Source organism: Mesorhizobium sp. WSM3868 (assembly GCF_002294785.1).
Taxonomy (GTDB): domain Bacteria; phylum Pseudomonadota; class Alphaproteobacteria; order Rhizobiales; family Rhizobiaceae; genus Mesorhizobium.
The window spans coordinates 1-21,601 of sequence record NZ_NSGB01000025.1 but is presented as its reverse complement, the minus strand read 5'-3'; the positions used below and the strand labels follow the sequence as shown (position 1 = coordinate 21,601).

Here is a 21,601-nt window from a genome sequence, read left to right as displayed (position 1 = left end):
CTTGTCAGTTCATCGGCCATACGATCGCCAGCATCGGCACGGCAACAAGGACGACAAGGAACGACAGCGGCAGCCCCAGACGCGGATAGTCGCTGAAACGATAGCCTCCCGGCCCCATGACAAGGGTGTTGCATTGGTGCCCGATCGGCGTGAGGAAGTCGCAGCCGGCGCCAATGGCGACAGCCATCAGAAATGCTTCCGGCCTGTAGCCCAGATCGGCGGCGAATTCCGAGGCGACGGGCGCCATGACTAACACGGTGGCGGCATTGTTGAGGAACGGCGTCACGGCCATGGCGGCGACGAGGATCAGCATCAGGGCGCCCGGCGCCGGAAGAATAGTCCCGAACCTGGCAAGCTCCGCGGCGACCAGTGCGGTCGCCCCCGTGGTGCGCAGCGAATCGCTCACCGGGATGAGAACGGCGAGCATCACGAGGATTGGGCCATCCAGCGATTGGTAGACGTCGCGGAGCGGGATGACCTTGAACAGCACTATCCCGACCGCGGCCGCAAAGAAAGCGACGGGAACCGGGAGCAGACCAACGGCAGTCGTGAGCATGGCAAGGGCGAGGATTGCCACGGGCACGATACCCTTGCGAACGCTGCCAAGAAGGATGGGCCTTTCCGCCAGCGGCAGGCAGCCTAGTCCGCGCAGTGTCTCGGGCATTGTGGTTGCATTGCCCTGCAACACGACGACGTCGCCGAGCCTTAGCTCGACCTTGGCGAGCCTGCGGTCGAGCCGCTGGCCGCGACGGCTGACAGCCAGGAGGTTGACGTTGAAGCGATCGTAGAGGGCAAGTCGCTGGGCCGTCCAGCCGATCAAGGGCGAGCTTTCGCCAATGACGGCCTCGATAGCGACCATCTCGCTGGTGGTGACCTCTTCATTCACCCGATCGCCCGTGACGCTGAGCTTGCCTTGCGAGACAAGGCGATCGAGCGCCGCCGGGTCGCCTTCGAGCAACAGGATGTCGTTCACCTTCAGGACGGCATCGGGCAGCGGCGTCATCCGCATCGTGCGATTGCGCAGGATCGACGTCACGACGGCATCGCCGCCGGCAAGCTTCATGACGTCGGCGACGGTTTTCCCAAGCACGGTGGAATCGCCGACAACTCGCGCCTCTGTGAGATAGTCCTTGATGTCGAGGGCTTCATTCAGCGCCCCGCCGAGCTTTTCTCGCACCGGCAACAGCCAATAAAAAGACAGCAGGAAAATCATCCCGGCGGCGGCGACGGCAGCCCCAACGGGCGCGAAGTCGAACATTGTGAACGCCGTTCCGGTCAGCTGCTCTCGCACCCGGGAGACAACGATGTTCGGGGAAGTGCCCACCTGCGTCATGAGACCGCCGAGCAACGATCCGAACGCCATGGGCATCAGAAATATCGATGGCGAGGTGCCGGACCGGCGCGCGAACTGAAAGGCGATCGGGATCATGATCGCCAGCGCGCCGATATTCTTAACAAAGGCAGACAGGCACGTCACCACGATCACCAGCAGCGCCAGTTGCGAGCGAACTCCCGACAATTTGGGAGCAAAGCGCGCGATGGCGAGTTCCATGATGCCCGATCGCGCTATGCCCGCGCTCACCAGCAGAGCGCTGCCGACAATGATCACGATATCGTCGCTGAACCCGCTGAAGGCTTTGTCAAAGGGCACAATCCCAACGGCGAGGGCGAGCAACAGTGCCGCGGCAGCGACGAGATCATAGCGATAGCGACCCCATACGAACGCTGCCATCATCACGAAGGTGACGGCGAACGACAGGATTTGCGGCATGGTCATGTCTTCGGCTGCTCCGCAAGCGGCTGATCAGAACGCCCAGACTGCTCCTTTGTTGCTTTGGTCCGACGGTCGTGGGCTGTTGGCGGAGCTGAAGGCCATCGCGCATGAGCGCGGCCCCCTCGCCCGGCCCTGCCCTCGCGCGCGGATGGAACCTGGCCTATCGCTTGCTGAAGAAGCCGGACAGAATGTTCGGGCCGGCTTCGCCGGGCCGCAGCCTGATCCCGTCCTCGAAGCAGTTCAGCGTCACGCAGTCGAAGCCGCTGTGCGCGAGCAACGCGACCAGCGAGTCGCGGTCGAAGTGGTGCAAATGCTCGTTGGGGAGACGCATACGCCAGGTTCGGAACCAGGCGTCGCCGTCGGCGCCGAGCTCGCGCCAGCGGCAGTACGGGACGGCGACGGCCAGGTGCCGGGTCTGCAGGCAGTCGAGGAAACCCAGATCCGGGATGTGTTCGAGCACGTCGAACATGGCGACCAGATCCCACGAACTGGCCAGCGCCTCGTCCCAACCGACAAAGCGGACCCCCGCGGGCAGCGGGAACTCGGCGATATCGTAGCCGGCGCAATCGGCGACCCCGGTTATCTTCGCGGCTTCGATGAACGTGCCGGTGCCGTATCCAATTTCCAGCACCGAGCGGGGAATCGCGCCGGTCAATCCCAGCACCCAGCCAAGCCGCTGATATCCGAGCTTGATGGTGCGGTCGCTCAGGTCCTCGTAATAGGAAATATATTGCTTGTCGTATTTGATCGGCGTGAAGTCGATTTGGTGGATCACGCCAAATCGGTCCACCTCGTAATTGTCCAACATCAGCGTGCTGCCCTCCGGATTCCCTTTCCTTATACGGCGGCGCTAAACGCAGCGTAACCGGCGGGGCCGGCGACGCAACCAAGCAAGGGCGGCAGATGAGCAACAAGCAGCCTACCCGCCATTCCTCTTCGCCTCGCTTTCTGTTTCAATATCTCCTCATTCGCTCGGGAGAATCTCCATCTCAACCGATCCCTTCGCCCCTCTTCGCGAACGTTTCCTCACCCGCTGCGCCAGTCAGCTCGCGCAGTTGCAGGCGGCGCGCGAGGCGACTCCTGTTCCCGGCTCCGACGTGACCAAGCTTGCCCATTCGCTCGCCGGAGCGGCCGGCACTTTCGGCTTTGCGGAGATCAGCGTGCGGGCCTCAGCGCTGGAAACGCTGCTCATCGAGCAGGCGGAAGGCGGCGATGTCCGCGCGGCGCTCGATGCCTTAATCGCGGAGATCGAACGGACCCTGGCCTGACGCCGCCAGTCCGGCTCACTTCTTGGCGGCGCCGAGGCCGGTCCTGGTCATCTCGCCCCAGCCCTGGTTGCCGCGCAAGAACTGCCAGCAGCCCTTCACGCGCCAGAAATTGTTGAGCTGGCGGTAGCCGAAATTCTCGATCACGGCGGCCGCCGTCAGCACGGCGAGATCCCTGGCGCGCGGAAAGCGCTGCAGCTCGGCCTCCTCCAGGATGAGCGAGCAGACGCTGACGCAGACGCCATAGGTGAAGATCAGCGAGGTGAAGGCCAGGAGATATTCGGCCGACAGGATGCCGAGCAGCCAGAAGGCGGGGATCAGGATATAGCCCAGCACCTCCGCCACCGGCCCCATCACGTCGACGATGAAGATGTGGCCGAAGCCGAGGAAGCCGACGCGGCCATAGCGCGGGTTCAAGAACATGGCGCGGTAGCGGAAGAAGCATTCGAGCGCGCCGCGCTGCCATCGCGTGCGCTGGCGGGCAAGCACGTTCAGCGTTTCCGGCGCCTCGGTCCAGCACACCGGCTCGGGAATGAACTGAACGCGGTATTTGCGCTTCTTGTCGCGCATGTGGCGGTGCAGCTTGATCACAAGGTCGAGGTCCTCGCCCATCGAGCCCTTGGTGAAGCCGCCCACCGCCACCACTTCGGCGCGGCGGAACATGCCGAAGGCGCCGGAGACCAGCATCAGCGTGTTGACGCTGCTCCAGGCAAGGCGGGCCATCAGGAAGGCGCGCAGATATTCGACCACCTGGAAGAGCGGCAGCAGGCGGCGCGGCAGATGCACCTCGCGCACCCTGCCGGCCTCGATCTTCGAGCCGTTGGCGATGCGGATCGTGCCGCCCACCGCGATGGTGCGCTCGGGATCGTCGATGAAGGGCTGGGCGGCGCGCATCAGCGCATCGGGCTCGAGGATGGAATCGCCGTCGATCACACAAAAGAGCGGCGCGCGGCAGACATTGATGCCGGCATTCTGCGCGTCCGCCTTGCCGCCATTCTCCTTGTCGATCACGAACAGCCGCTCGGTCATCGGCGAGGAATAGAGGCCGCGGATCGGCTTGTGCGCCAGCGCCTCCTCGTAGGGACGGTGGAACTTCACCAGCTTGAAGCCCTCGATCAGGCGCTGCAAGGTCTGGTCCTTCGAGCCGTCATTGACGACGATGACCTCGAAATTCGGATATTCGAGCGCCAGCATCGAATGGACGCTCTCCACCACATTCACTTCCTCGTTATAGGCCGGCACCAGAAGCGCGATCGGCGGCGCGACCTCGCCGTAGCGCTGCCAGAGCAGCGCCGAGCGCGCCACCGGCGGGCGCTTGGACAGCGCATAGCCGGCGAGGACGAGCTGCAGCAGATAGATTGTCGTCTGCGCCAGCCCCGCCGCGATGATGAACCAGGACAGGATGGTGGCGGCAAGGACGATCTCGTCGCTCCACTCGGCAATCATGCGGCCGGCCCCTCGGCAAGAATGAGCGAGGCGGTGCGCTGGCTGCGCGAGACCTCGCTGTCGGCGATTTGGCGCAGCAGCCGCTCGCCCGGCTGGCCAAAGGAGCGCAGCGCGTTGGCGGCGGCATAGCGCACGTTCCAGACCTCGTCGTCCAGCAGCCTGGACAGCGGCGCGGCAAGTTCGGGAAGGCCGAGGCGTCCCGCGGACTCGGCGGCGGCGGCGCGCACGCCCCAGTCGTCGTTTGCCATCGCGCTCGTCAGGATCGCCGGCGCATCGGCGTGTCCGGTGAGGCCAAGCGCGCGCAGCGCCGCGGCGACAACCTCAGGCGAGGCATCGCCGGTCAAGCCGGCGAAGAAGGCGGCAAAGCCGAAGCCGCCGGCGCGGGCGAGCGCGTCGATCGCGGCCGCCCTAATGAAGGGCACGGCGTCGACGCGCGATGCATGGATCGCAAGCTCGTTGAAGCGCGTGCGCGGAAAGCGCCTGAACAGTTCGATCAGGCGTCGCGAGCGCTGTCCCGCCACGCCGATCTTGTCCAGCGCGACGCCGAGCAGGGGCAGGCTGCCGAGATCGCAGAGCGCGATGGCGGCGGCGATCCTGACTTCGCGCGAGCGGTCCTGGTCCAGCGCCGAAAGCAGGCTTGCCGTCGCATTCTGCGACCCCAGCGCCGCCAGCATCTCGGCCGCGTGGATGCGTTCGGCCACATTGCCCCGTTCCAGCTGCCTGCCGACGAGGGCCGGCAGGCCGCATTCGTTGAAGGCGACAAGGACATCGTCACGCTCCTCGCCGCGCAGCAGCGAAACGAACTCGAAGCCGGCCTCGATCGCCACGCCCGGCGGCACCGAAAGAATGGCCGTTTTCAGCGTCTGGCGGTCGCGGTCTTCGGTGAAGGTGATCAGCGCCGTCAGAAGCTGCCGCCGCTGTCCGGCTCTGGCGGCGTCCCGGCGCTCCCGCAGCAAACGGCGCGCGATCAAAAACAGCATGATCACCAGGGAGAGCGCGCTGAGCAGTATGGAGAGATTCCAGACGTACCACATGGTCAGAACCGCGCGGTCAGCCCGAGCCCGAATATGCTTCGGTCGAATGTCGGGCGTTGTTCATGCGCGATGCTGGCGCGCAGCGTCAGCGGATCGCTGACGTCGAAGGAGATGCCGCCAAAGACGGTGCGCGTCGGCACCAGCGTGCCGTCGGAGATTTCGGGGGCGTCGGCATAGCCGCCGAAGAGATTGACATGCGGCGTCACCGCGAGGTCGGCGCGAAGCACATAGCCGTCCGCGCGCGTGCCGATATCGTCCTTGGCATGCACCCAGCGGGCGGAAAGCCCCAGGCGGCCGTCAAGGAGATAGCCCTGCAGCCAGGGCTGGATGCTGGTGACGTCGGCGTCGGCGAAATTGTCGTAGCGGGCGTCGATGTTGAGCGACAGTGGGCCGAAGACCTTCGCCGGCGCCACGACCTGCCACGAAGCGCCGGCCCCGATCGAATAGCGCGCCAGAAAGTCGGCATCCGGCGTCGCAGCGGCCAGCGCATAGGCGGAGAAGGCCGGCGAGAAGGCCTGGTCGACGCGGCCCTCGATCTGGACGTCGGTGTTGCCGAAGCGGGTGGCGAGCCGCGTGCGGCCGGAGATCGTCGTTTGGGGCGATAGCCGATAGGAAAGGCCGGCCGAACTGTCGGTCCAGTCGCCAAGCCCGTCGGTGAGATCGCTCACCTCGCTGCCGAGGTCGAGCCGCCATTTGCGCGGCGGCGGCACGGCCAGCCTTTGCTCGATATCGGCGGAACCCGGCTCGATGGCGAGCGCCTGGCCGTAAGCCTGCCGCGCGGCCTCGTCGTCGCCCTCGGCGCGGCGCACGTCGCCGAGCCCGACCAGCGCCTCGGCATTGCGCGGATCGAGCGCCAGCGCGCGCTGCAAGGATTGCCCGGCCCGCTTGTAGTCGGCCTCGAGCAAGGCGATTCTGGCATCAAGGCTGAGAGCCTCGACATTGTCCGGCGCCGAGGCCAGCACATCGTGGACCAGGGCGCGGGCGCGCGGCGCGTCGCCCTGCCAGATCGCCACGCGGACCTTGCCCAGCCGCGCGTCGAGAAGGCCGGGCCTGATCGCAAGCGCCCGGTCGAAGAACCGCCCGGCCTCGTCGAAGCGCTGGCTGGAGCCGACAACGAGGCCGAGCGCGACCAGGGTGTCGGTGTTCCTGGGCGACAGCTTGAGCGCGCGGCGATAGGCGGTCTCGGCCTCGGGCAGCTTTCCCGCCGCCCGCAACCGCCTGCCCTGCTCCAACTGGATGGCGACGGGATCGGGCCGCCGGTGGGGCGGCTTCTTCGCCGGCGCCGCGGCAGCCGGAACCGGCTTCGCCTGGCCGGCCTGCTTGGCCTTGCGGATGTTCTCTAGAAGCGCTGCCGCGTCGGCATTGCCGGGCTCTGCCTCAGCGACCTTCTCGGCGAGCGGCAGCGCCGCATCCAGATTGCCGGAGCGGAATTCGACCTGGGCCATGCCGAAGCTCGCATCGCGATAGGCCGGGGCAAGGGAAAGCGCCCTGGAAAAGGCGTCGCGCGCCGCCGGCAGATCGTTGCGGCCGAGCTCGGCGAAGCCAAGCTGCACAAGAGCGTCGGCATTGTCAGCTTTCAACGCCAGCGCGCGCCGGAAAAGATCGGCGGCCTCGTCGAAATGCTGCGCCTGCCTGGCCTTGACGCCGGATGCGTAGAGCTCGTCGACAGTCTGCGCCAGCGCCGCGCCGGGAGCGGCGGCGATCGCCAGGATCAGGCATGCGGCAAAGGCTGAGCGCCGGCCGCGCCGCATCAGCGCTTCCCGCCCTTGCGGGCGATGAGACGCGCCAGCCGGGCCAGTAGCTCCTCGGGAATGAACGGCTTCACCAGATAATCGTCGGCGCCCTTCTCAAGCGCCGAAACGATGTCCTTCTCGGCCTTGCGCGCGGTCAGCATCACCACCGGAGTCTTCGACAGCACCGGGTCGCCCTTGATGCGCGCCAGCACCTCGATGCCGTCGGCCTTGGGCATCATCGCGTCGAGCACGATGATGTCGGGGCCGTCCTGCTCCGCCTTCGCCAGCGCCTCGGCGCCGTCCACCGCTTTGATGACCTCGTATCCCTTCGCCCTCAGCCTGAATTCCATCAGCTCGAGCAACAAGGGATCATCGTCGCAGATCAGAACTCTTGCCTTCGCTCCATCCACCACCAGTCCTGCTCCGGTTCCGTCGCCCCCCGGAGTGATGACGCCGCGCGATCTTAGATAAAGCCGATTCGCGGCGGCCGCATTTCGACACAATCACTAGATGAATATTGGGCCATGGTATAGGAGCGGCAAACGCAAAACCGACTTTGCCGACAGGCATCTTTTGCGCGGCTTTCTCGCCGGCTAAACCGGGCCGGAACGCCCCGAAAGCAGCCTTCTCACCTCGCCCGCAAGCGCCAGCGGGTCGAACGGCTTGGCGATCACTCCCACGGCTCCCATGGCGAGATAACGCTCCACCTCATGCGTCTGGGTGCGCGCCGTGATGAACGCCACCGGAATCGCGGCCGTCAGCGGCGAATCGGCCAGGCGCCTCAGTGTTTCCGGCCCGTCCATGTCCGGCATCATCACGTCGAGCAGGATGAGGTCAGGGCGCCAATCGGCGGCATCGGTCAGCGCTGCGATGCCCGAGGCGCTGGACCGCACCTCGAATTCCGGCTCGAGTTCCAGCGACATCTGGGCGATTTCGCGGATGTCGTCCTCGTCATCCACATAGAGGATCCTTGCCGGCATAATCATCACTCCTTGGCACTGGAGGCGGGTCTGGCGCTATCGAGCGATGAGACCAACATGCTCCTGACCAGCCTGGCGACATCGATCTCCGACGCCTTGGTCTTGGTCATCATCGCCTGCACCCGGTCACCGAGGTTCTGATCCAACTCGGCCGCCGAGAACACGATGACTTGGGTTTCCAGCGGCAGATCGATGAGCAGATCCAGTCCCGATCCGTCGGGAAGCAGTATGTCGAGGATGACCAGGTCGAAGCGATGCTTTGCGACCGCCTTCCGGGCCTCCTGCAGCGTTTTGGCGGAAGCGATCAAGACGCCTGGACCCAAGCCAGCTGACATCACGGCAAGGACGCCCTCGTCGTCCTCGACGTGGAGGATCCTCGGCCTCCGCTCGACCTTGCTGGCGAGGATCTTGGCGAGAGCGGCGTGAAGGCGCGCCGAATCCACCGGCTTCTCCAGCCAGTCGACGATGCCGATGGCGGTTCCGTTCAGCGAGCGCCTGGCTTCGTCGGCGATGGCGGAGATGACGATGACCGAAATCTCGGAATTCACCGGTGAGACCCTGATGTCGTGGAAGAGCTTGATGCCGGATTCTCCGGCCAGCTTGATGTCGAGCGTCAGCGCCACATAGTCGCGGGAGTTCAGGAGCGCTTTTGCGGTACCGATATCGGGGGCGACATCGCTGGAGAAGCCGTCGGCGTCGAGAAGCGCCGCGATCACCGCAGCGATGTCGGACTCGTCCTCGCAAATGAGGACGCGCAGGCGTCCATCGCGCTTTCGCGACCGGCGCTCGACCAAAACCGGCTTCTCGGCCTGTCTCTGCGCTTCGGCAAGATCGACGTGAAACGAGGTCCCCTTGCCTTCCTCGCTTTCGAAGGAAACGGCGCCGCCGAGCTTCTCGACGATGGTCTTGACGATGCTCAGGCCCAGGCCGGTGCCCCCCTTCTTGCGGGTGCTGGAGGCATCGGCCTGCTCGAACTTGCCGAATATGCGGCTGCGGAACACTTCCGGGATGCCGGCGCCTTCATCGATAATGGAGATGCGCAGCATGTCGCGCTCGCGACGCTGGAGCTTCACCATGACAGTGCCGCCGGGATCGGAGAACTTGATCGCGTTCGACAGCAGGTTCGCCATCACCTGGTGCAGGCGATCGGGGTCGATATTGGCTTCGGCGCGCGGGGCATCGTCGACCAGGACGATGCGGATCCCGCTCTCGGCCATGTAATTGGAACTGGCGGCGATGGCCTGCTCCAGGACCGCACGCACGGGCATCTGCTTGATCTTGAAGGTGATGACGCCCGACTCGATCTTCTCCATGTCGAGGATGTCGTTGATGAGAAGAACCAGCCTTTCGCTGTTGTTGTGGGCGATGTTGACGAGGTTGGCGGCCTTGGGCGGCAGCTCGCCCGCGACGCCGGCTGCGATCAGGCCAAGCGAGCCACGGATGGATGTCAGCGGCGTTCGCAATTCGTGGCTGACCGTCGAAATGAAGTCGTTCTTGAGCTGGGCGTTTCGCTTCTGCTCGGTGATGTCGCGATTGTAGGTGATGACGCCGACGATCTTGCCGGCCTCGTCGCGGAACGGCGCCTTCAGCGTGTAGAGCCAGCCCTGCCTGCCGTCAGGCAGGAGCGCGGGCTGATCGATGCGCAACGTCTGCCCGGCCTCCAGCGCGCCCATTTCATCCTGTCTGAAGCGCTCGGCCACGTCCTTGGGATAGAAATCGAAATCCGTCTTGCCGATGAGGTCCTCGACGGAGGCGGCGCGCACCAGTTCGGCGGTGGCTGGATTGGCCGCGATGAAGCGCCCCTGAGTATCCTTCACGTTGAGACTATCCGGCAGCTCGTGAACCATGGCACGGAAAATCATGTTGGACATGGCGAGATCGCGCCGCCGCTGCTGCCGGTCGAGCAGCACGGCAATGATGAAGGTGCTCAGGAAGCGGAACAGGAGAGACGGCAACGTGCTCTGCTGCACAAAGCCGGTCACGACCTGCGAGGGAATGACCAGAAGCGTGATGAGCCCGGCCAGCGCGACCGACAGGCCGAGGCCGAGTATGTCGAACATGGTGCGCGAACGGACCGCGACGATGTGGTGCCAGGCCAGGCCGACGACGGCGGTGATCAGGATGCTCATGACGCCGACTTCGGCGCCCTGACCGCCCAGATGAAGACGATAGGCGATGGAGCCGGCAGCGGCGATGAACATCGCCGGCCATCCGCCGAAGAACGCGGCCGCTCCGATAAACGCGGCGCGCAGGTCGACGATGAAGCCGGAGACGGACAGGGCCGTCGCCATGGAAATGACCGCGCCCGCGCACATGACCACGCCCAAAAGCAGCGACTGTGCCCGCCGCGAGAGACGCCCGGTGAAATCCGCCACAAGGTCCCAGGCGACGATAAGGATGGAGACCAGGGCAAGATTGGCCAGGAGTGAGTGCCAGATCTCGGTCATGACTTTTCCGGCTCCGTTTTTTCCGACAAATAGCGGCAAAACCTATCCGAGGTCTAAAGAGCGGGCGGAGTAGGCTGATTCGGAGTGACACGCCGAATACGAGACAGGCACCAAGATCCCGTCGGACCGACGCGATCATACCGGAACATGTCGAGGGGCTCGGCGGCGGGTGGCTCTAAGCTAGACTACGGAAGCTCGACGGTGGCCGCAACACCCAGCCCTCGATCTCGCGGGTGACGAAGGCAGCGGCCTGGTGGTGGATGAAATGCCCGGCACCAGGCAGCGCCAGCAGCGATGTGACGTTGTCGACCTCGCGATATGTTCCGTCATATGCGCCGGCCGGAATGTAGGGATCGTCGGAGCCGAACATCACCAGAGTCGGCGCCCTGACTGGCGGCAGAGGGCCGATATCCGGCATCTTGCCCAAAGGTATATTGGCTCTGTAGTAGCTAAGCATCGCATCAGGGTGGGAGCGCTCAAGCGACTCGACGAGCAACTGCCGTTCGGCTGCGTCGGCGACCCAGCCGCCTAGCTCCTCCGGCGTCGGTATGGCGCCGCTGATCCCCTGGAAACGACGGATGTAGTTGATGGTGCCGGCGTTGGCCGGATCGTGGATGGCGCGCAAATAGTGGCGGGGGTGCGGCGCCGACAGTAGCACCAGATGGCGCACGAGCTGCGGCACGCGCATCGCCAGCCACCAGGCGATCATGCCACCCCAGTCATGGCCAATGACCGAAACCTGGGAAAGGCCCTCCGCCGCCAGCACGGCCAGGACATCCTCTACAAGGCATGGCATGAGTGCGTAGCTGGCACGTCCCTGCGGGGCATCGCTTCGCCCAAAGCCGCGCAGATCCGGCGCCAGTACCCTATACCTGCCTTCGAGTGCCTCGATCTGGCGACGCCAGCCGAGGCCATGGTCGGGAAAGCCGTGCAAAAACAGAATCGGCGGGCCGGAGCCCGCCGCAATGTAGTGCAATTTGACGTTGCCGTTGGCCGCGAACCTGGACTCGAAACCGGCTTCCAAATTCACTTGCAGCGAGCCGCCGCCGTCACATCTTGACTTCGAGGCGCAGGAACGGACCGTCGAACGTCTGGTCCTTCTGGTCCGCGTTCACGATCAGATTGTGCCACTGCTCGATCTTGTAGCCTGCCGTAAAGGTAGTGTTCGCGATGGGCGTCCAACTCAAGCCGACCGAAGCCTCGACATTGGAGACGGTCTCACTCGAGTGCTGGCTAGACAGTGTATCGGAAAATTGCACGTCGGGGTTCGTAAATGTCACATTTTGCCGAATGCGGTCGGCGCGGCGCCCCCACATGACGGACCCTGCAACCGAACCCGTCAAGCCCCACGCCTCACCGACCGGATAGTAAGCCTCCGCACCGATGCGCGGACCAATGCCCCAGTATTCCGAGGTGCCGATTTTGTCAGTGGAGAGGCCCTTGTCGGTGGGATCGGTGGGTGTTGCCGAGAAGGAGGAATGGAACTCCGTCTGGTCGGCGTGCAGCAGTCGCAGGCCACCGAAGAAACGAATGTCGGCCGTTTGCACCTTCACATGCTTGCCGAGATCGAAGTCGACCGTCTGGAAATCGAATCCGTGACTGAGAGACGCGCTGAGCACACCACCGGGGACCGCTTCGCTGCCGCCCTCCGACCAGTCCCTGCCGGTATGAAAGGCGCCGGCTAGGCGCCAATCCATGTCCGGCGAAATCTGCTTGGTCAACGCTATGGAGCCGTTGAAGCCGGCCTTGCTGGGCGGAAGACCGAGCTTGTCGGCATCATGGATGTCATTTGAAAAGTACGAGCCTTCAAAGGCGAGCTTGATGCGCGAATCGACGACCGTCTGGTCTGTCGCCTGCGCGTCATTCGCATGGGCCGCCACCACGCCGACAGAAGTCATTGACGCAGCCGAGGCCGCAACAGTCGCCAAAAATTTACCGGATGCCTGCGCCCGCACGCTTTCCCCCAAAGAATCCAAACCCAAAACCCGCGGCAAGCTAACTCATGGGAAGCATCCGCGAAAGCCACTGATATGTCTTCGTCAGGCGCTGTGACAGCTTTGCCACAGCAACCATCCCATGGACGCGGACCTGAGGCCTTGGATCCCGCTACACGTGTGAGCTGTCGGACCTGGGTCCAACCAGCCTATCGACTCGAAGCAAATGTGCTAAACGTCTTGGACGGGTATGTCAGCCGCCGAAACCGGCCATATCCGGTTGCGGATGGCGGGGGGCCAGATGAATCAATCGCAGATCGAGGACGTCCTCAACAGTCTCGTCTACGCGCTCTACGCCCAAAGCGGTCGACAGGGAGCGGGCGAGAATCGCATCGGAAACCTCCAGGTGTTCGACCATCCTGATGCGGTCGACCACATCGTCAAGTCGCCGGCGCTGTTCCGCAAGAACTTCTCGATGATCTCGGCCCTGGGCTATAGCCGTTTCAACACCAACGATGAAAATTGGGCGATTCGGCGCGAGATCACCCAGGATGCCTATCTGGCGGCTGCGAGGCCGGCCCAGCAAAACGCGGTATCCGAAATCTACACGGCCCGCCTCTTGCAAAGCGATGCGACGCCGGACGGGATCCAGAAGGCACTGTTTTCGGCCTCTCTCACCATCTTCTATCGCGCCTTCGGCCTGGTCGCGGACATCGAGCAGACGCTCATGCTGATCGACCGGGTCCGCGAAGTGCTGCGCCGGCTACAATATTTTTCCTGGGTAGCGCCTACGATTTCCGAGCGTGACGGGGCCGTGTACGACGCCCGCCAGGTGGTCGCCGATTTTGCCGCCCAGCTCGCCGCCGAGCCATACGCTGCGGCGGAGATGGCGCGCTTCGCTGAGAAGGCCAAGGCTGTCCGGGGTTTCTCGCCCGTCGAAGAGTTCGTCATGAATGTCTTTGCCGGCGTAGAGACCACCGTCGCCACGGTGCTGTGGGTGATCGATCGGTTGGGCGATAACGAGAAGGTGCAGCAGCGCATTCAGGACGAGATCGATACGGGCAAGCCGGACACGCCTTATACCGACTGCATCGTCAACGAGACGATGCGCTACTTGCCTCCGATCCCCTTCCTGGTCCGGGAGGTGGGGGCGGAGACGTCACTGGACGGCAGGCAGCTGCGGGCCGGACAGCTCATCCTGCTCTCCGTGGTGGGCGTGCACCAGCATCCCGCTTTCTGGGTCGATCCGAAATCCTTCGATGCCAGCCGCAAGGAATTCATCGAGGATACGTATGACCGTCGCGCCTTCATCCCTTTTCTCACCGGGCCACGCATGTGCGGCGGCGCACGCCTCGGTCGGCTGGAGGTCAGGGAGGCGGTGCGAGCGATGGTGCGCCAGTTCACCTTCAGCCGGGCGGACGATGTGATCCGCTTCGACTATGGACTGGCGTTGCGGCCGGCGGCCGGCTCCTCGGTCGCCGTTGCCCGGCGATGAACCAGGCCTCCCGGACCCGTGCGCTCGTCGAGGGCGAGCGGCTCTCTTTCCCACATGTCGGTGGCCGCCGCTACGTGCGCGGGCTGGACGTCGTGGCTCTGATCGAACGCCGCTACCCGGATTTCACCCGGCTCGACCTGAAGTTCCTGCGGCCGATCACCCACCATGCGGCCATCAGCTTCCGACGCGATCACGGCACGGCCGTGGCGGTCTCGCTTGCGCCGACCGAGGGCGCGCCGCTCGACCTCTACATCGTCAACCTCGACAAGGCTGAGGGGCCGTCCGGCAAGGAGCCTCGGCTCGCCCCTCACATCGCCTTGCCCGGGAGTGGCGACTACCATCGCTACCTCGTGCTTGGCCGGCGCAGCCACGCTGAAATCCTTGCAGTGGTGTTCAACCGGTATCAGGCCGCCACAGGCCGGCGCTTCGTGCTAAGGGCGCTGCATCTCGAACCGCCGCGTGCCGCAAGCATCGAACTGGTCAGCCTCAGCGAACCAACGACCGAACGCGGACTGGGCGTGTGCTCGATCACTCGCCAAGGCCGGCGCTGGTGCAGGATCGAGATGATCGAGGCGCAAGCGTCGGGGTGACGTCAACAACTTCGACGCCCGTCATGCGGCGGTGAGGAAACCGAGAATGAGCAGCGCCTGGTCGAGAGTCATCAGCGAGGGCGGGTGGCCTGCATCGACATTGTCGGCCACCCACAGATCCGGGCGAACAAGCCGGGTGCGCTCGATGGCCTGCCTGTCGATGAAATTGCTGTCGCGGCCGTACATCAGGAGGAACCGCGCCTGCACCTTGGCGACAATCTGAAACAGATCGTAGTCGCGCCCGGCCATGGAGCCGAAGCTCCCGGTCGTCGCGGGGTCATAGGCCAGGCGGAAACCATCGGGGCCGGAAATGACCTTGTTGGCGACATAGCGCGAAAACACGGCTTCCTCGACCGGCCCCATGAAGGAGCGAGTCGAGCGCACATACGCCTCGGCCTCGGCGCGAGTGGCGAACTTCGCTTCGCTGTCGCGGATGATCTCGGCGCGTATACGGTCGACATTGGCTCCGCCAAGCATGGGAACGTCGTTGAGCACCACCTTGGTCGCCCGCGAGCGGGTCATGTAGAGAAACAGCAAAAGGATCGTGCCGCCCCAGGAGGAGCCGATGAAGTGGTTTTCCTTACCGGCAAATTGGCCGAGCGCGCGTAGGCAATTGTAGTAGACATTGATGTCGTAACCCGAACCCAGGTAGGCGCTGCGGCCTCGCCCGAGCAAGTCAGGGCAGATCACCAGATAACCGTTGCGACAAAGGAGGGCTGCCAGGTAGTTGAAATCGGCTCCATTGCCGGTGAACCCGTGCAGACAAAAAACGGTGCCGCGCGGCTGGGCTGCCGGCTGCCAGATGCGCACGAACATCGACGCATAGCGGTCGCCAAGGCGGATGAGGATTTCCTGGGTCAGCGCCTCAATGGACACTACCTTGTCCATCACGCGTCCCGCTTGCGGACGGCGCGCTTCATGGAGCCGCGCGCATCGATGAAGTCGCGCTTCCAGTAGACGGATTTGTCGAGATTGAGCAGCTTCGCCTCTTTGATCAAGGGCAGGATGTGCGAGGATGAGCGCGTCACCATTATCGTAGCGGCAACGGAGTTGCCACTGGGATCGGAATTGAGCGGACCGTTGTTCGCGACCCACGCCTCAGCAATTTCGCTGCTGGTCACGATCCATCCCAAATAGGCAACGATGGCATCGTCGATCGAGCCGATCAGATGCGTCTGCTGCTCGAGCTGGTAACGAAGCGACTTCACCATCTGGCCGAATTCATAGCCGTCGAATGGCGGATAGTGAGCGATGAAGTTGCAGACAAGCCCGAGCGAGACCGGATTGAAAGGAACGCGGGTGAAGAGGAGATTGCTCATGCGGACTCAGGGGTTGGAAACGGGCGCGAGATTATGCTGAGCAGCCAAGGTAGGGCTAGTGGGGAAATGGGAATCGACCGCCGGCACCGCCGCAATGCTTGGACTGCAGCCGTCCAATGCTTGCGCTACCCCTTGACGGGCAGTTCCCTCACTTCTGCCGGAAGGCCGTATGGAGCGACGTGGTCAGCGGCCCCAGAATGTAGTCCAGCGCGGTGCGTTCCTCGGTGACGATCATGACCTGCGCCGGCATGCCGGGATAGAGCTGGATCTGCGGCGCGGCGGCGAGTTCCTGCTGATTCACCGCCACGTCGGCAACGTAATAGGGAAAGCCGGTCTTGGCATCGGTGACGCGGTCCGCCGAGACGCGGGTGACACGGCCGTGGATGACTGGCGTCGTGCGCTGCTTGTACGAGGTGAAGCGGACCTCGGCCGTCATGTCGGCGCGCAGGCTGGATATGTCCTCGACCTTGACCTGCGCTTGAACGATCAGCGAATTCCTGGTCGGCACGATATCCAAAATGGTCTGGCCGGGCGCGACGATCGCGCCGGTCGAAAAGACTGTCAAGTCCATCACCTGGCCGTCATAGGGCGCGCGCACTTCGGCGCGGTCCACCGTGGCCTGTGCGGCAAACATCTTCGGCACCAGATCAGCAAGGTTCGACTGGGTGTCGATCAGCATGGCCGAAAGTTTTGCGCGACGCTCGTGGGTGAGCTGCGCGATCTGGCTTTCGAGTTCGGCCTTGCTCTGGCGATTTCCGGCGATCTCGCCGAGCGCCTGGTCGATCAGGCCCTGCAGATCGGAGGCCGAGCGGTCGAGCTCCAGGATACGCGGCTTCGTCGTCAGTCCCGCCTTCAGCAGCTTGTTGAGGCTTGCCTTTTCGTCGATCGTCGACTTGAGCTGCGCGCGAAAGGATTCGACGCGCGCCTGCTTGCCATCGATCTGCTCGTCGAGCTCGGCGATCCGCTTCTGCAGGATCTGCCTGGCGCCGGCCATCGAGGCGCGCTGGCTCTCGAGGTCGGCAATCTGGTTGGCCATGGCGTCCTGCAGATAGGCCTGGTGCTCGGCTGTGATATCCTGCGGAAAGGCAACCGCCTCATGGCCGTCGAGCTCGGCGCGGATGCGAGCATCGGTGGCGCGCAGCAGCGCATATTGCTGGGAATAGAGGTTGAATTCCGACCGGGCGCGGGTGTCGTCGAGCAGCACCAGCACATCGCCGGCCTTGACGATGTCCCCGTCCTTGACCCGGATTTCCTTCACCGTGCCGCCGTCGAAATGCTGGACGCTCTTGCGGTTGCCCTCGACCTTCACCACCGCATCGGCAAGCACCGCGCCATTGAGCGGCGCGACCGCGGCCCAGCCGCCGAACACGCCGAAGAAGGCGGCGATGATGAGCAGGCCGATCCACACCGGTGCCCGGATCGAGTCCGCATTGGCGCCCGCATCTTCGGTGCCGGGGAGGCTGCGATAGGAAGCGGCGATATCGGTCATTGGGCCGCCACCGTGATCGGTGCCGCGCGCTGGTTGAGCAGCGCCACGATCTCGTTTCTCATGCCGAAGGCTTCGACCGCGCCATCCCGCAAGAGCAGGATCTTGTCGACATTGGCCAAAGTCGAGGGCCGGTGCGAGACGATGATCACCGTGCTGCCGCGACGCTTCAGCTCCAGCGCGCATTCGGCCAGGGCGCGATCGCCGTCGGCATCGAGATTGGAGCTCGGCTCGTCGAGCACGATGAGGTTCGGCATGCCGAAGACGGCGCGGGCAAGCGCAATGCGCTGCCGGTAGCCGCCGGACAGCACCGCCCCGCCCTCGCCGATCTGCGTCTCGTAGCCTTGCGGCAGCCGGATGATCATCTCATGCACGCCGGCGAGCCGTGCCGCCTCGATCACCTCGCGGTCGACATCGGTCTTGAAGCGGCCGATATTGGCGGCCACCGTGTCTGAAAACAGCTCGATGTCCTGCGGCAGGTAGCCGATATGGTCGCCGAGCGCCTCCCTTCCCCACTGCGTCATGTCGGCGCCATCGAGCCTGACCGTGCCGCGGCTCGGCTGCATGATGCCGGCGAGGTGACGCGCCAGCGTCGACTTGCCGGCGCCGGAAGGGCCGACGATGCCGAGCGCCTCGCCTGCCTCGAGCCGGAACGACACATCACGCAGCAGCACCTTCTGCAGGCTGGGAATGGCGAAGCTCAACTGCTCGACGGCGACCTTGCCGGTGGGCTTCGGCAGGTTGAACGAGCGTTCGCCCTGCGCGCCGCCGTCCAGCAGCCTCTCGACCCTGCCAAGGGCGGCCCGCGCCAGGATCAGGCTGCGCCAGAGGCCAACGATCTGCTCGACCGGCTGCAGCCCCCTGCCCAGCAGCAGGCTGGCCGCAAACATCGAGCCGCCGGTGATCTGCCGCTCGATCACCAGATAGGCGCCGAGGCCGAGGATCAGCGACTGCATGGTGAGGCGCAGGAAGCGGATCAGCCCGGACATGACCGCAGCCCGGTCGCTCGCCCGCCCCTGCTGGCCGAGCGCCAGGCCGCGATCGCGCCCCCAGCGCCGGACGAGGCCGTCGATCATGCCCATGGCGCGGATGACTTCCGCGTTCCTGAGGCTCATTTCGGTGAAATTGTAGTTGGCCGTGGCAAGGTCGTTGGCCTGCTTCAGCGGCGCCCGCACGATATATTCGTTGAGCACCGCCATGGTGATGAGAAGCAGCGAGGAGCCCAACGCGAAGAAGCCGAGCCAGGGATGCAGGAGGAAGATGATGCCGATATAGATCGGCGACCAGGGCAGGTCGAACAGGGCATGGATACCGCTGCCGGTGATCACCTGCCGGAAGGTGTCGAAATCGCGGATCGGCTGGCTTGGCGAGGCACCCTGCGACGGGGTCTCGACGGAAGCCGCCAGGATCCTGGCCGAAAGCAGCCGGTCGAGCCGCGCGCTGGCGCGCGTCAGGATCGCGGCGCGCACGAGGTCCAGACCGGCGAGCGCCAGGAACGCCGCAAGCAGCACCAGCGTCAGCATCACCAGCGTCGTCTCGCTGCCGCTGGTGACCACCCGGTCGTAGATCTGCAGCATGTAGAGCGGCGATGCGAGGTAAAGCAGGTTGATCGCCAGGCTGAACACCGCCGCAAACAGGAAATAGCGGCGGCAGGCGCCAAGCGCTTCCCTGACAATCCTGGGTTTGTTGTCGAGACTCAAAATACCCAGCGGCAGAACCGCCCCCTGTCCAAACTGCATGCCCGGAACGATACTACTCCGGATCCCTCACCCGGCCACGCGATCCGCTCGTAAACCTGTCGTAAACCTTAATTCGTAAGCTGAATCCTGGGGTAGCGGGATACCAGGTGAGCCGCGCGGGCGCGGCTCACCTCTTTGTTTAGAGCACGAAGTCGCTGGCCGTCAGTCCGAGGTTGACGCCGGTCAGCCTGATCTGAAAATCAGCCGTTGCGTTGCCGTCGACATCGACACGCACAATCGTGTTGCCGCCGCTTTCGGACCAGGTGATGCTGTTGGCGACGGTGTTCGCGTTCTGACCGCCGAACAGGAAGGCCTGATCGCCGCCGCTGCCGGTATTGGCATCGATCGATGACAGGTCGATCTTATCGACGCCATGGACGAAGTCGGTGATGGTGTCGTTTGCGGCGGTTGCGGGCGAATCCGCAACGGCTGAGCCATAGTAGAATGTGTCTGCTCCCAGACCACCCGTAAGCGTGTCAGTGCCGGCCCCGCCGACAAGCTTGTCAATGCCATCGCCACCGTTGAGCGTGTCATTGCCGCTTTGGCCGAACAGCGTGTCGTTGCCCGCCATGCCGAGAATGATGTCTGCGCCGCCGTTGCCGTAGAGGACGTCATCGCCACCGTTGGCTCCGTTAAGGGCGTCGCTTGAATTGCCGTTGCTGCCAGTGATGACCTGGAACGTCTCACTATACTGGTACGGTGGTCCTGCGGGGTCGCCCACCTGGGTTGCCTGCACGGTGATGGAATAGGCCTTGCTCGGCGAAAGATCTCCGGAATTCAGCGTGCTGCCGGTGATCGAGAACAGCCCCGGGTCTGATTGCGAAGTGATGCTGTAGACGAAGCTGCCGGGGTCCGGATCGGTGGCGCTTAGTGTTCCGGTGAACTGGAACGAGCTGAAGTTCACATCCCCGGTGGTGGTGCTTGGTGTAAGCTGGATGTCAGTCGGAGCAAAGCGCGGTGCGCCGTCGTCAGCGCCATTAATGGTAATCGAGACCAGTTTCGCCGTGCCGTCCTCGGAGAAGACAGTAAAGCTGTCGCTCAAGGACTGGCTGCCGGTCAAGGCATTGACCGTCGGATTCGAGTTGTCGAGCGTGTAGGTCCAGACTCCCGCGGCGGTCACGGTGTAGCTGCCGTAGCCGAGCGCGCTGGCCGTCGCTGAATTGACGGCCTGGAAGGCGTCCGTACTGTTGTCGACATCAGCCGACAGAAGGTCCCCGGTGGCGGTCGGCGTGCCTCCGCCATTGGAGGTGCCCGCTTCGATGACGGTCCCCGCCGAGGTGCCGCTGATCACCGCGGCGTCGTTGGCGCCGTGGATGGTGATGTCTATCACCTGCTGCGTGCCGTCGACGGTCGAGACCGTCACCAGTTCATGCAGCGTGGTGTTCGCGCCGCTGCTGTTGAGCGCCTGAACGGTCGCATTGTTGTCGTCGAGCGTGTAGCTCCAGGCGCCGTTGGCATCGATCGAGAAAGTGCCATAGCTTTTGGCGACAGCGGCCTGCATGTTGAAGGACGCGGGATTGTCGACGTCGGTCGCATTGAGGTCGCCCGAAGCGAAAGCATCGCCAGGTGTGCCGTTGGCGACGCCGCTCTTCTCCGTGACTGAGACATCCTGGGCGCCGTTGACGGTGATCACCGCCGCGTCGTTGGCGCCGTTGATCGAGATGACGATGTTCTGCTGGGTGCCGTCTGAGGTCTGCACGGTGATGGTGTCGGTCAGCGCCGGATCGCCGGCGTTGAGCGCCTGCACCGCGGCATCGTTCTCGTTGAGCGCGTAGCTCCACTCGCCGGCGGCATTGATGGTCAGCGTGCCGTGCACGCCGTTGCTTACCACCGAGAAGTCGGTGCCGCTGTCGACGTCGCTGGCGTCGAGGTCGCCGGTCGCCGGCGAGGTGCCGGCCGTGCCATTGGCAACGCCGGAGGCCTCGGTGACCGAGCCGCTCGCATCGCCGGTGATCACCGCCGCGTCGTTGGTGCCGGTGATGGTCACCGTCACCGTTCCCGTCGCCGTGCCGTCCTGGCTCGTCACCGTGAAGCTGTCGGTCACCACCTGACCCGCGGTCAGTTCGTTGTGCGCGTCGTTGCCGGTGTAGGTCCAGGCGCCGTCGGCGTCGATGGAGAAGTCGCCATAGGTGCCGGCCGCGTTGGTCTGCGCCACCACATGCGCTTCGCCGGTGTCGGGGTCGGTGATCGTCAGCTGGCCGCTGGCGTTCAGCGCCGCTGCCGTGTCGCCCTCGGTCACGGACTTCGAGTCCGAGCTCACCGTCGCCGCGTCGTTGGTGCCGGTGATGGTCACCGTCACCGTGCCCGTCGCCGTGCCGTCCTGGCTCGTCACCGTGAAGGTGTCGCTCACCACCTGGCC

At 64.4% G+C, this 21,601-nt stretch carries 18 protein-coding genes; 3 read left to right on the top strand and 15 right to left on the bottom strand.

From position 1 onward, the window contains the following. Positions 1–4: 4 nt before the first annotated feature. Together CK221_RS27420 and CK221_RS27415 are read right to left on the bottom strand one after the other, a co-directional pair. A complete protein-coding gene (locus CK221_RS27420) occupies positions 5–1,777 on the bottom strand; it encodes an SLC13 family permease (RefSeq protein WP_095779993.1) in 1,773 nt (590 codons plus the stop codon). Between the two features lie 157 nt (positions 1,778–1,934). Beyond that, on the bottom strand, positions 1,935–2,582 hold the full coding sequence (locus tag CK221_RS27415) for a class I SAM-dependent methyltransferase (RefSeq protein ID WP_095779992.1): 648 nt from the start codon (positions 2,580–2,582) through the stop codon (positions 1,935–1,937). Positions 2,583–2,730: 148 nt separating this feature from the next. Between CK221_RS27415 and CK221_RS27410 the strand changes: the two genes are divergently transcribed. Continuing rightward, positions 2,731–3,042 (top strand): Hpt domain-containing protein, encoded by a 312-nt coding sequence (locus CK221_RS27410; protein ID WP_179295217.1) that lies wholly within the window; start codon positions 2,731–2,733, stop codon positions 3,040–3,042. Between the two features lie 15 nt (positions 3,043–3,057). On the opposite strand, the gene CK221_RS27405 is transcribed toward CK221_RS27410, so the two are convergent. The 8 genes from CK221_RS27405 to CK221_RS27370 all read right to left on the bottom strand — a co-directional run bounded on the left by CK221_RS27405 (position 3,058) and on the right by CK221_RS27370 (position 12,577). After that, positions 3,058–4,485 carry a glycosyltransferase family 2 protein gene (locus tag CK221_RS27405; protein WP_179295215.1) on the bottom strand — a complete coding sequence of 476 codons (1,428 nt, stop codon included), beginning with the start codon at positions 4,483–4,485 and terminating at the stop codon, positions 3,058–3,060. Further along, on the bottom strand, positions 4,482–5,519 hold the full coding sequence (locus CK221_RS27400; RefSeq protein WP_095779990.1) for a HEAT repeat domain-containing protein: 1,038 nt from the start codon (positions 5,517–5,519) through the stop codon (positions 4,482–4,484). Before CK221_RS27400 ends, CK221_RS27405 begins: the two co-directional genes overlap by 4 nt. 2 nt (positions 5,520–5,521) lie before the next feature. Then, positions 5,522–7,270, bottom strand: a complete 1,749-nt coding sequence (locus CK221_RS27395) for a YaiO family outer membrane beta-barrel protein (RefSeq protein WP_095779989.1) — start codon at positions 7,268–7,270, stop codon at positions 5,522–5,524. Next, positions 7,270–7,662: a response regulator gene (locus CK221_RS27390; RefSeq protein ID WP_067000929.1), complete on the bottom strand. Its 393-nt coding sequence runs from the start codon at positions 7,660–7,662 to the stop codon at positions 7,270–7,272. The genes CK221_RS27395 and CK221_RS27390 overlap by 1 nt, the downstream gene beginning before the upstream one ends. A 183-nt stretch (positions 7,663–7,845) precedes the next feature. Next, entirely contained in the window at positions 7,846–8,232 is a 387-nt protein-coding gene (locus CK221_RS27385) for a response regulator (protein WP_082980640.1), read from the bottom strand. 5 nt (positions 8,233–8,237) lie between these two features. Next, positions 8,238–10,679 carry an ATP-binding protein gene (locus CK221_RS27380; RefSeq protein ID WP_095779988.1) on the bottom strand — a complete coding sequence of 814 codons (2,442 nt, stop codon included), beginning with the start codon at positions 10,677–10,679 and terminating at the stop codon, positions 8,238–8,240. A 175-nt stretch (positions 10,680–10,854) separates the two neighbouring features. Further along, the gene (locus CK221_RS27375) at positions 10,855–11,709 is read right to left on the bottom strand and encodes an alpha/beta hydrolase (RefSeq protein WP_210200044.1); all 855 of its coding nucleotides are present in this window, start codon (positions 11,707–11,709) and stop codon (positions 10,855–10,857) included. A 19-nt stretch (positions 11,710–11,728) separates the two neighbouring features. After that, positions 11,729–12,577 (bottom strand): Lpg1974 family pore-forming outer membrane protein, encoded by an 849-nt coding sequence (locus tag CK221_RS27370; RefSeq protein WP_095779986.1) that lies wholly within the window; start codon positions 12,575–12,577, stop codon positions 11,729–11,731. Positions 12,578–12,914: 337 nt separating this feature from the next. Between CK221_RS27370 and CK221_RS27365 the strand changes: the two genes are divergently transcribed. Together CK221_RS27365 and CK221_RS27360 are read left to right on the top strand one after the other, a co-directional pair. Beyond that, the gene (locus CK221_RS27365) at positions 12,915–14,108 is read left to right on the top strand and encodes a cytochrome P450 (protein WP_176477984.1); all 1,194 of its coding nucleotides are present in this window, start codon (positions 12,915–12,917) and stop codon (positions 14,106–14,108) included. After that, positions 14,105–14,698: a hypothetical protein gene (locus CK221_RS27360; RefSeq protein WP_095779984.1), complete on the top strand. Its 594-nt coding sequence runs from the start codon at positions 14,105–14,107 to the stop codon at positions 14,696–14,698. Before CK221_RS27365 ends, CK221_RS27360 begins: the two co-directional genes overlap by 4 nt. A 21-nt stretch (positions 14,699–14,719) precedes the next feature. On the opposite strand, the gene CK221_RS27355 is transcribed toward CK221_RS27360, so the two are convergent. From CK221_RS27355 to CK221_RS27335, 5 genes are all read right to left on the bottom strand, one after another. Next, positions 14,720–15,586 carry an alpha/beta hydrolase gene (locus tag CK221_RS27355; protein ID WP_095779983.1) on the bottom strand — a complete coding sequence of 289 codons (867 nt, stop codon included), beginning with the start codon at positions 15,584–15,586 and terminating at the stop codon, positions 14,720–14,722. Further along, on the bottom strand, positions 15,586–16,017 hold the full coding sequence (locus CK221_RS27350) for a hypothetical protein (RefSeq protein WP_095779982.1): 432 nt from the start codon (positions 16,015–16,017) through the stop codon (positions 15,586–15,588). Before CK221_RS27350 ends, CK221_RS27355 begins: the two co-directional genes overlap by 1 nt. A 148-nt stretch (positions 16,018–16,165) precedes the next feature. After that, complete coding sequence (locus tag CK221_RS27345) at positions 16,166–17,506, bottom strand: HlyD family type I secretion periplasmic adaptor subunit (RefSeq protein ID WP_095779981.1); 1,341 nt, start codon at positions 17,504–17,506, stop codon at positions 16,166–16,168. After that, a complete protein-coding gene (locus CK221_RS27340) occupies positions 17,503–19,242 on the bottom strand; it encodes a type I secretion system permease/ATPase (RefSeq protein WP_095779980.1) in 1,740 nt (579 codons plus the stop codon). The genes CK221_RS27345 and CK221_RS27340 overlap by 4 nt, the downstream gene beginning before the upstream one ends. Positions 19,243–19,381: 139 nt before the next feature. Next, positions 19,382–21,601 (bottom strand): VCBS domain-containing protein (locus CK221_RS27335; protein ID WP_179295213.1); only part of this gene is annotated, 2,220 nt, incomplete at its 5' end.

Excerpts from the sequence above, each read along its gene's own strand:
- CK221_RS27420 (WP_095779993.1), bottom strand. The coding sequence starts at position 1,777 with ATGACCATGCCGCAAATCCTGTCGTTCGCCGTCACCTTCGTGATGATG.
- CK221_RS27415 (WP_095779992.1), bottom strand. The coding sequence starts at position 2,582 with ATGTTGGACAATTACGAGGTGGACCGATTTGGCGTGATCCACCAAATC.
- CK221_RS27405 (WP_179295215.1), bottom strand. The coding sequence starts at position 4,485 with ATGATTGCCGAGTGGAGCGACGAGATCGTCCTTGCCGCCACCATCCTG.
- CK221_RS27400 (WP_095779990.1), bottom strand. The coding sequence starts at position 5,519 with ATGTGGTACGTCTGGAATCTCTCCATACTGCTCAGCGCGCTCTCCCTG.
- CK221_RS27395 (WP_095779989.1), bottom strand. The coding sequence starts at position 7,270 with ATGCGGCGCGGCCGGCGCTCAGCCTTTGCCGCATGCCTGATCCTGGCG.
- CK221_RS27385 (WP_082980640.1), bottom strand. The coding sequence starts at position 8,232 with ATGCCGGCAAGGATCCTCTATGTGGATGACGAGGACGACATCCGCGAA.
- CK221_RS27380 (WP_095779988.1), bottom strand. The coding sequence starts at position 10,679 with ATGACCGAGATCTGGCACTCACTCCTGGCCAATCTTGCCCTGGTCTCC.
- CK221_RS27370 (WP_095779986.1), bottom strand. The coding sequence starts at position 12,577 with ATGACTTCTGTCGGCGTGGTGGCGGCCCATGCGAATGACGCGCAGGCG.
- CK221_RS27365 (WP_176477984.1), top strand. The coding sequence starts at position 12,915 with ATGAATCAATCGCAGATCGAGGACGTCCTCAACAGTCTCGTCTACGCG.
- CK221_RS27360 (WP_095779984.1), top strand. The coding sequence starts at position 14,105 with ATGAACCAGGCCTCCCGGACCCGTGCGCTCGTCGAGGGCGAGCGGCTC.
- CK221_RS27355 (WP_095779983.1), bottom strand. The coding sequence starts at position 15,586 with ATGGACAAGGTAGTGTCCATTGAGGCGCTGACCCAGGAAATCCTCATC.
- CK221_RS27350 (WP_095779982.1), bottom strand. The coding sequence starts at position 16,017 with ATGAGCAATCTCCTCTTCACCCGCGTTCCTTTCAATCCGGTCTCGCTC.
- CK221_RS27345 (WP_095779981.1), bottom strand. The coding sequence starts at position 17,506 with ATGACCGATATCGCCGCTTCCTATCGCAGCCTCCCCGGCACCGAAGAT.
- CK221_RS27340 (WP_095779980.1), bottom strand. The coding sequence starts at position 19,242 with ATGCAGTTTGGACAGGGGGCGGTTCTGCCGCTGGGTATTTTGAGTCTC.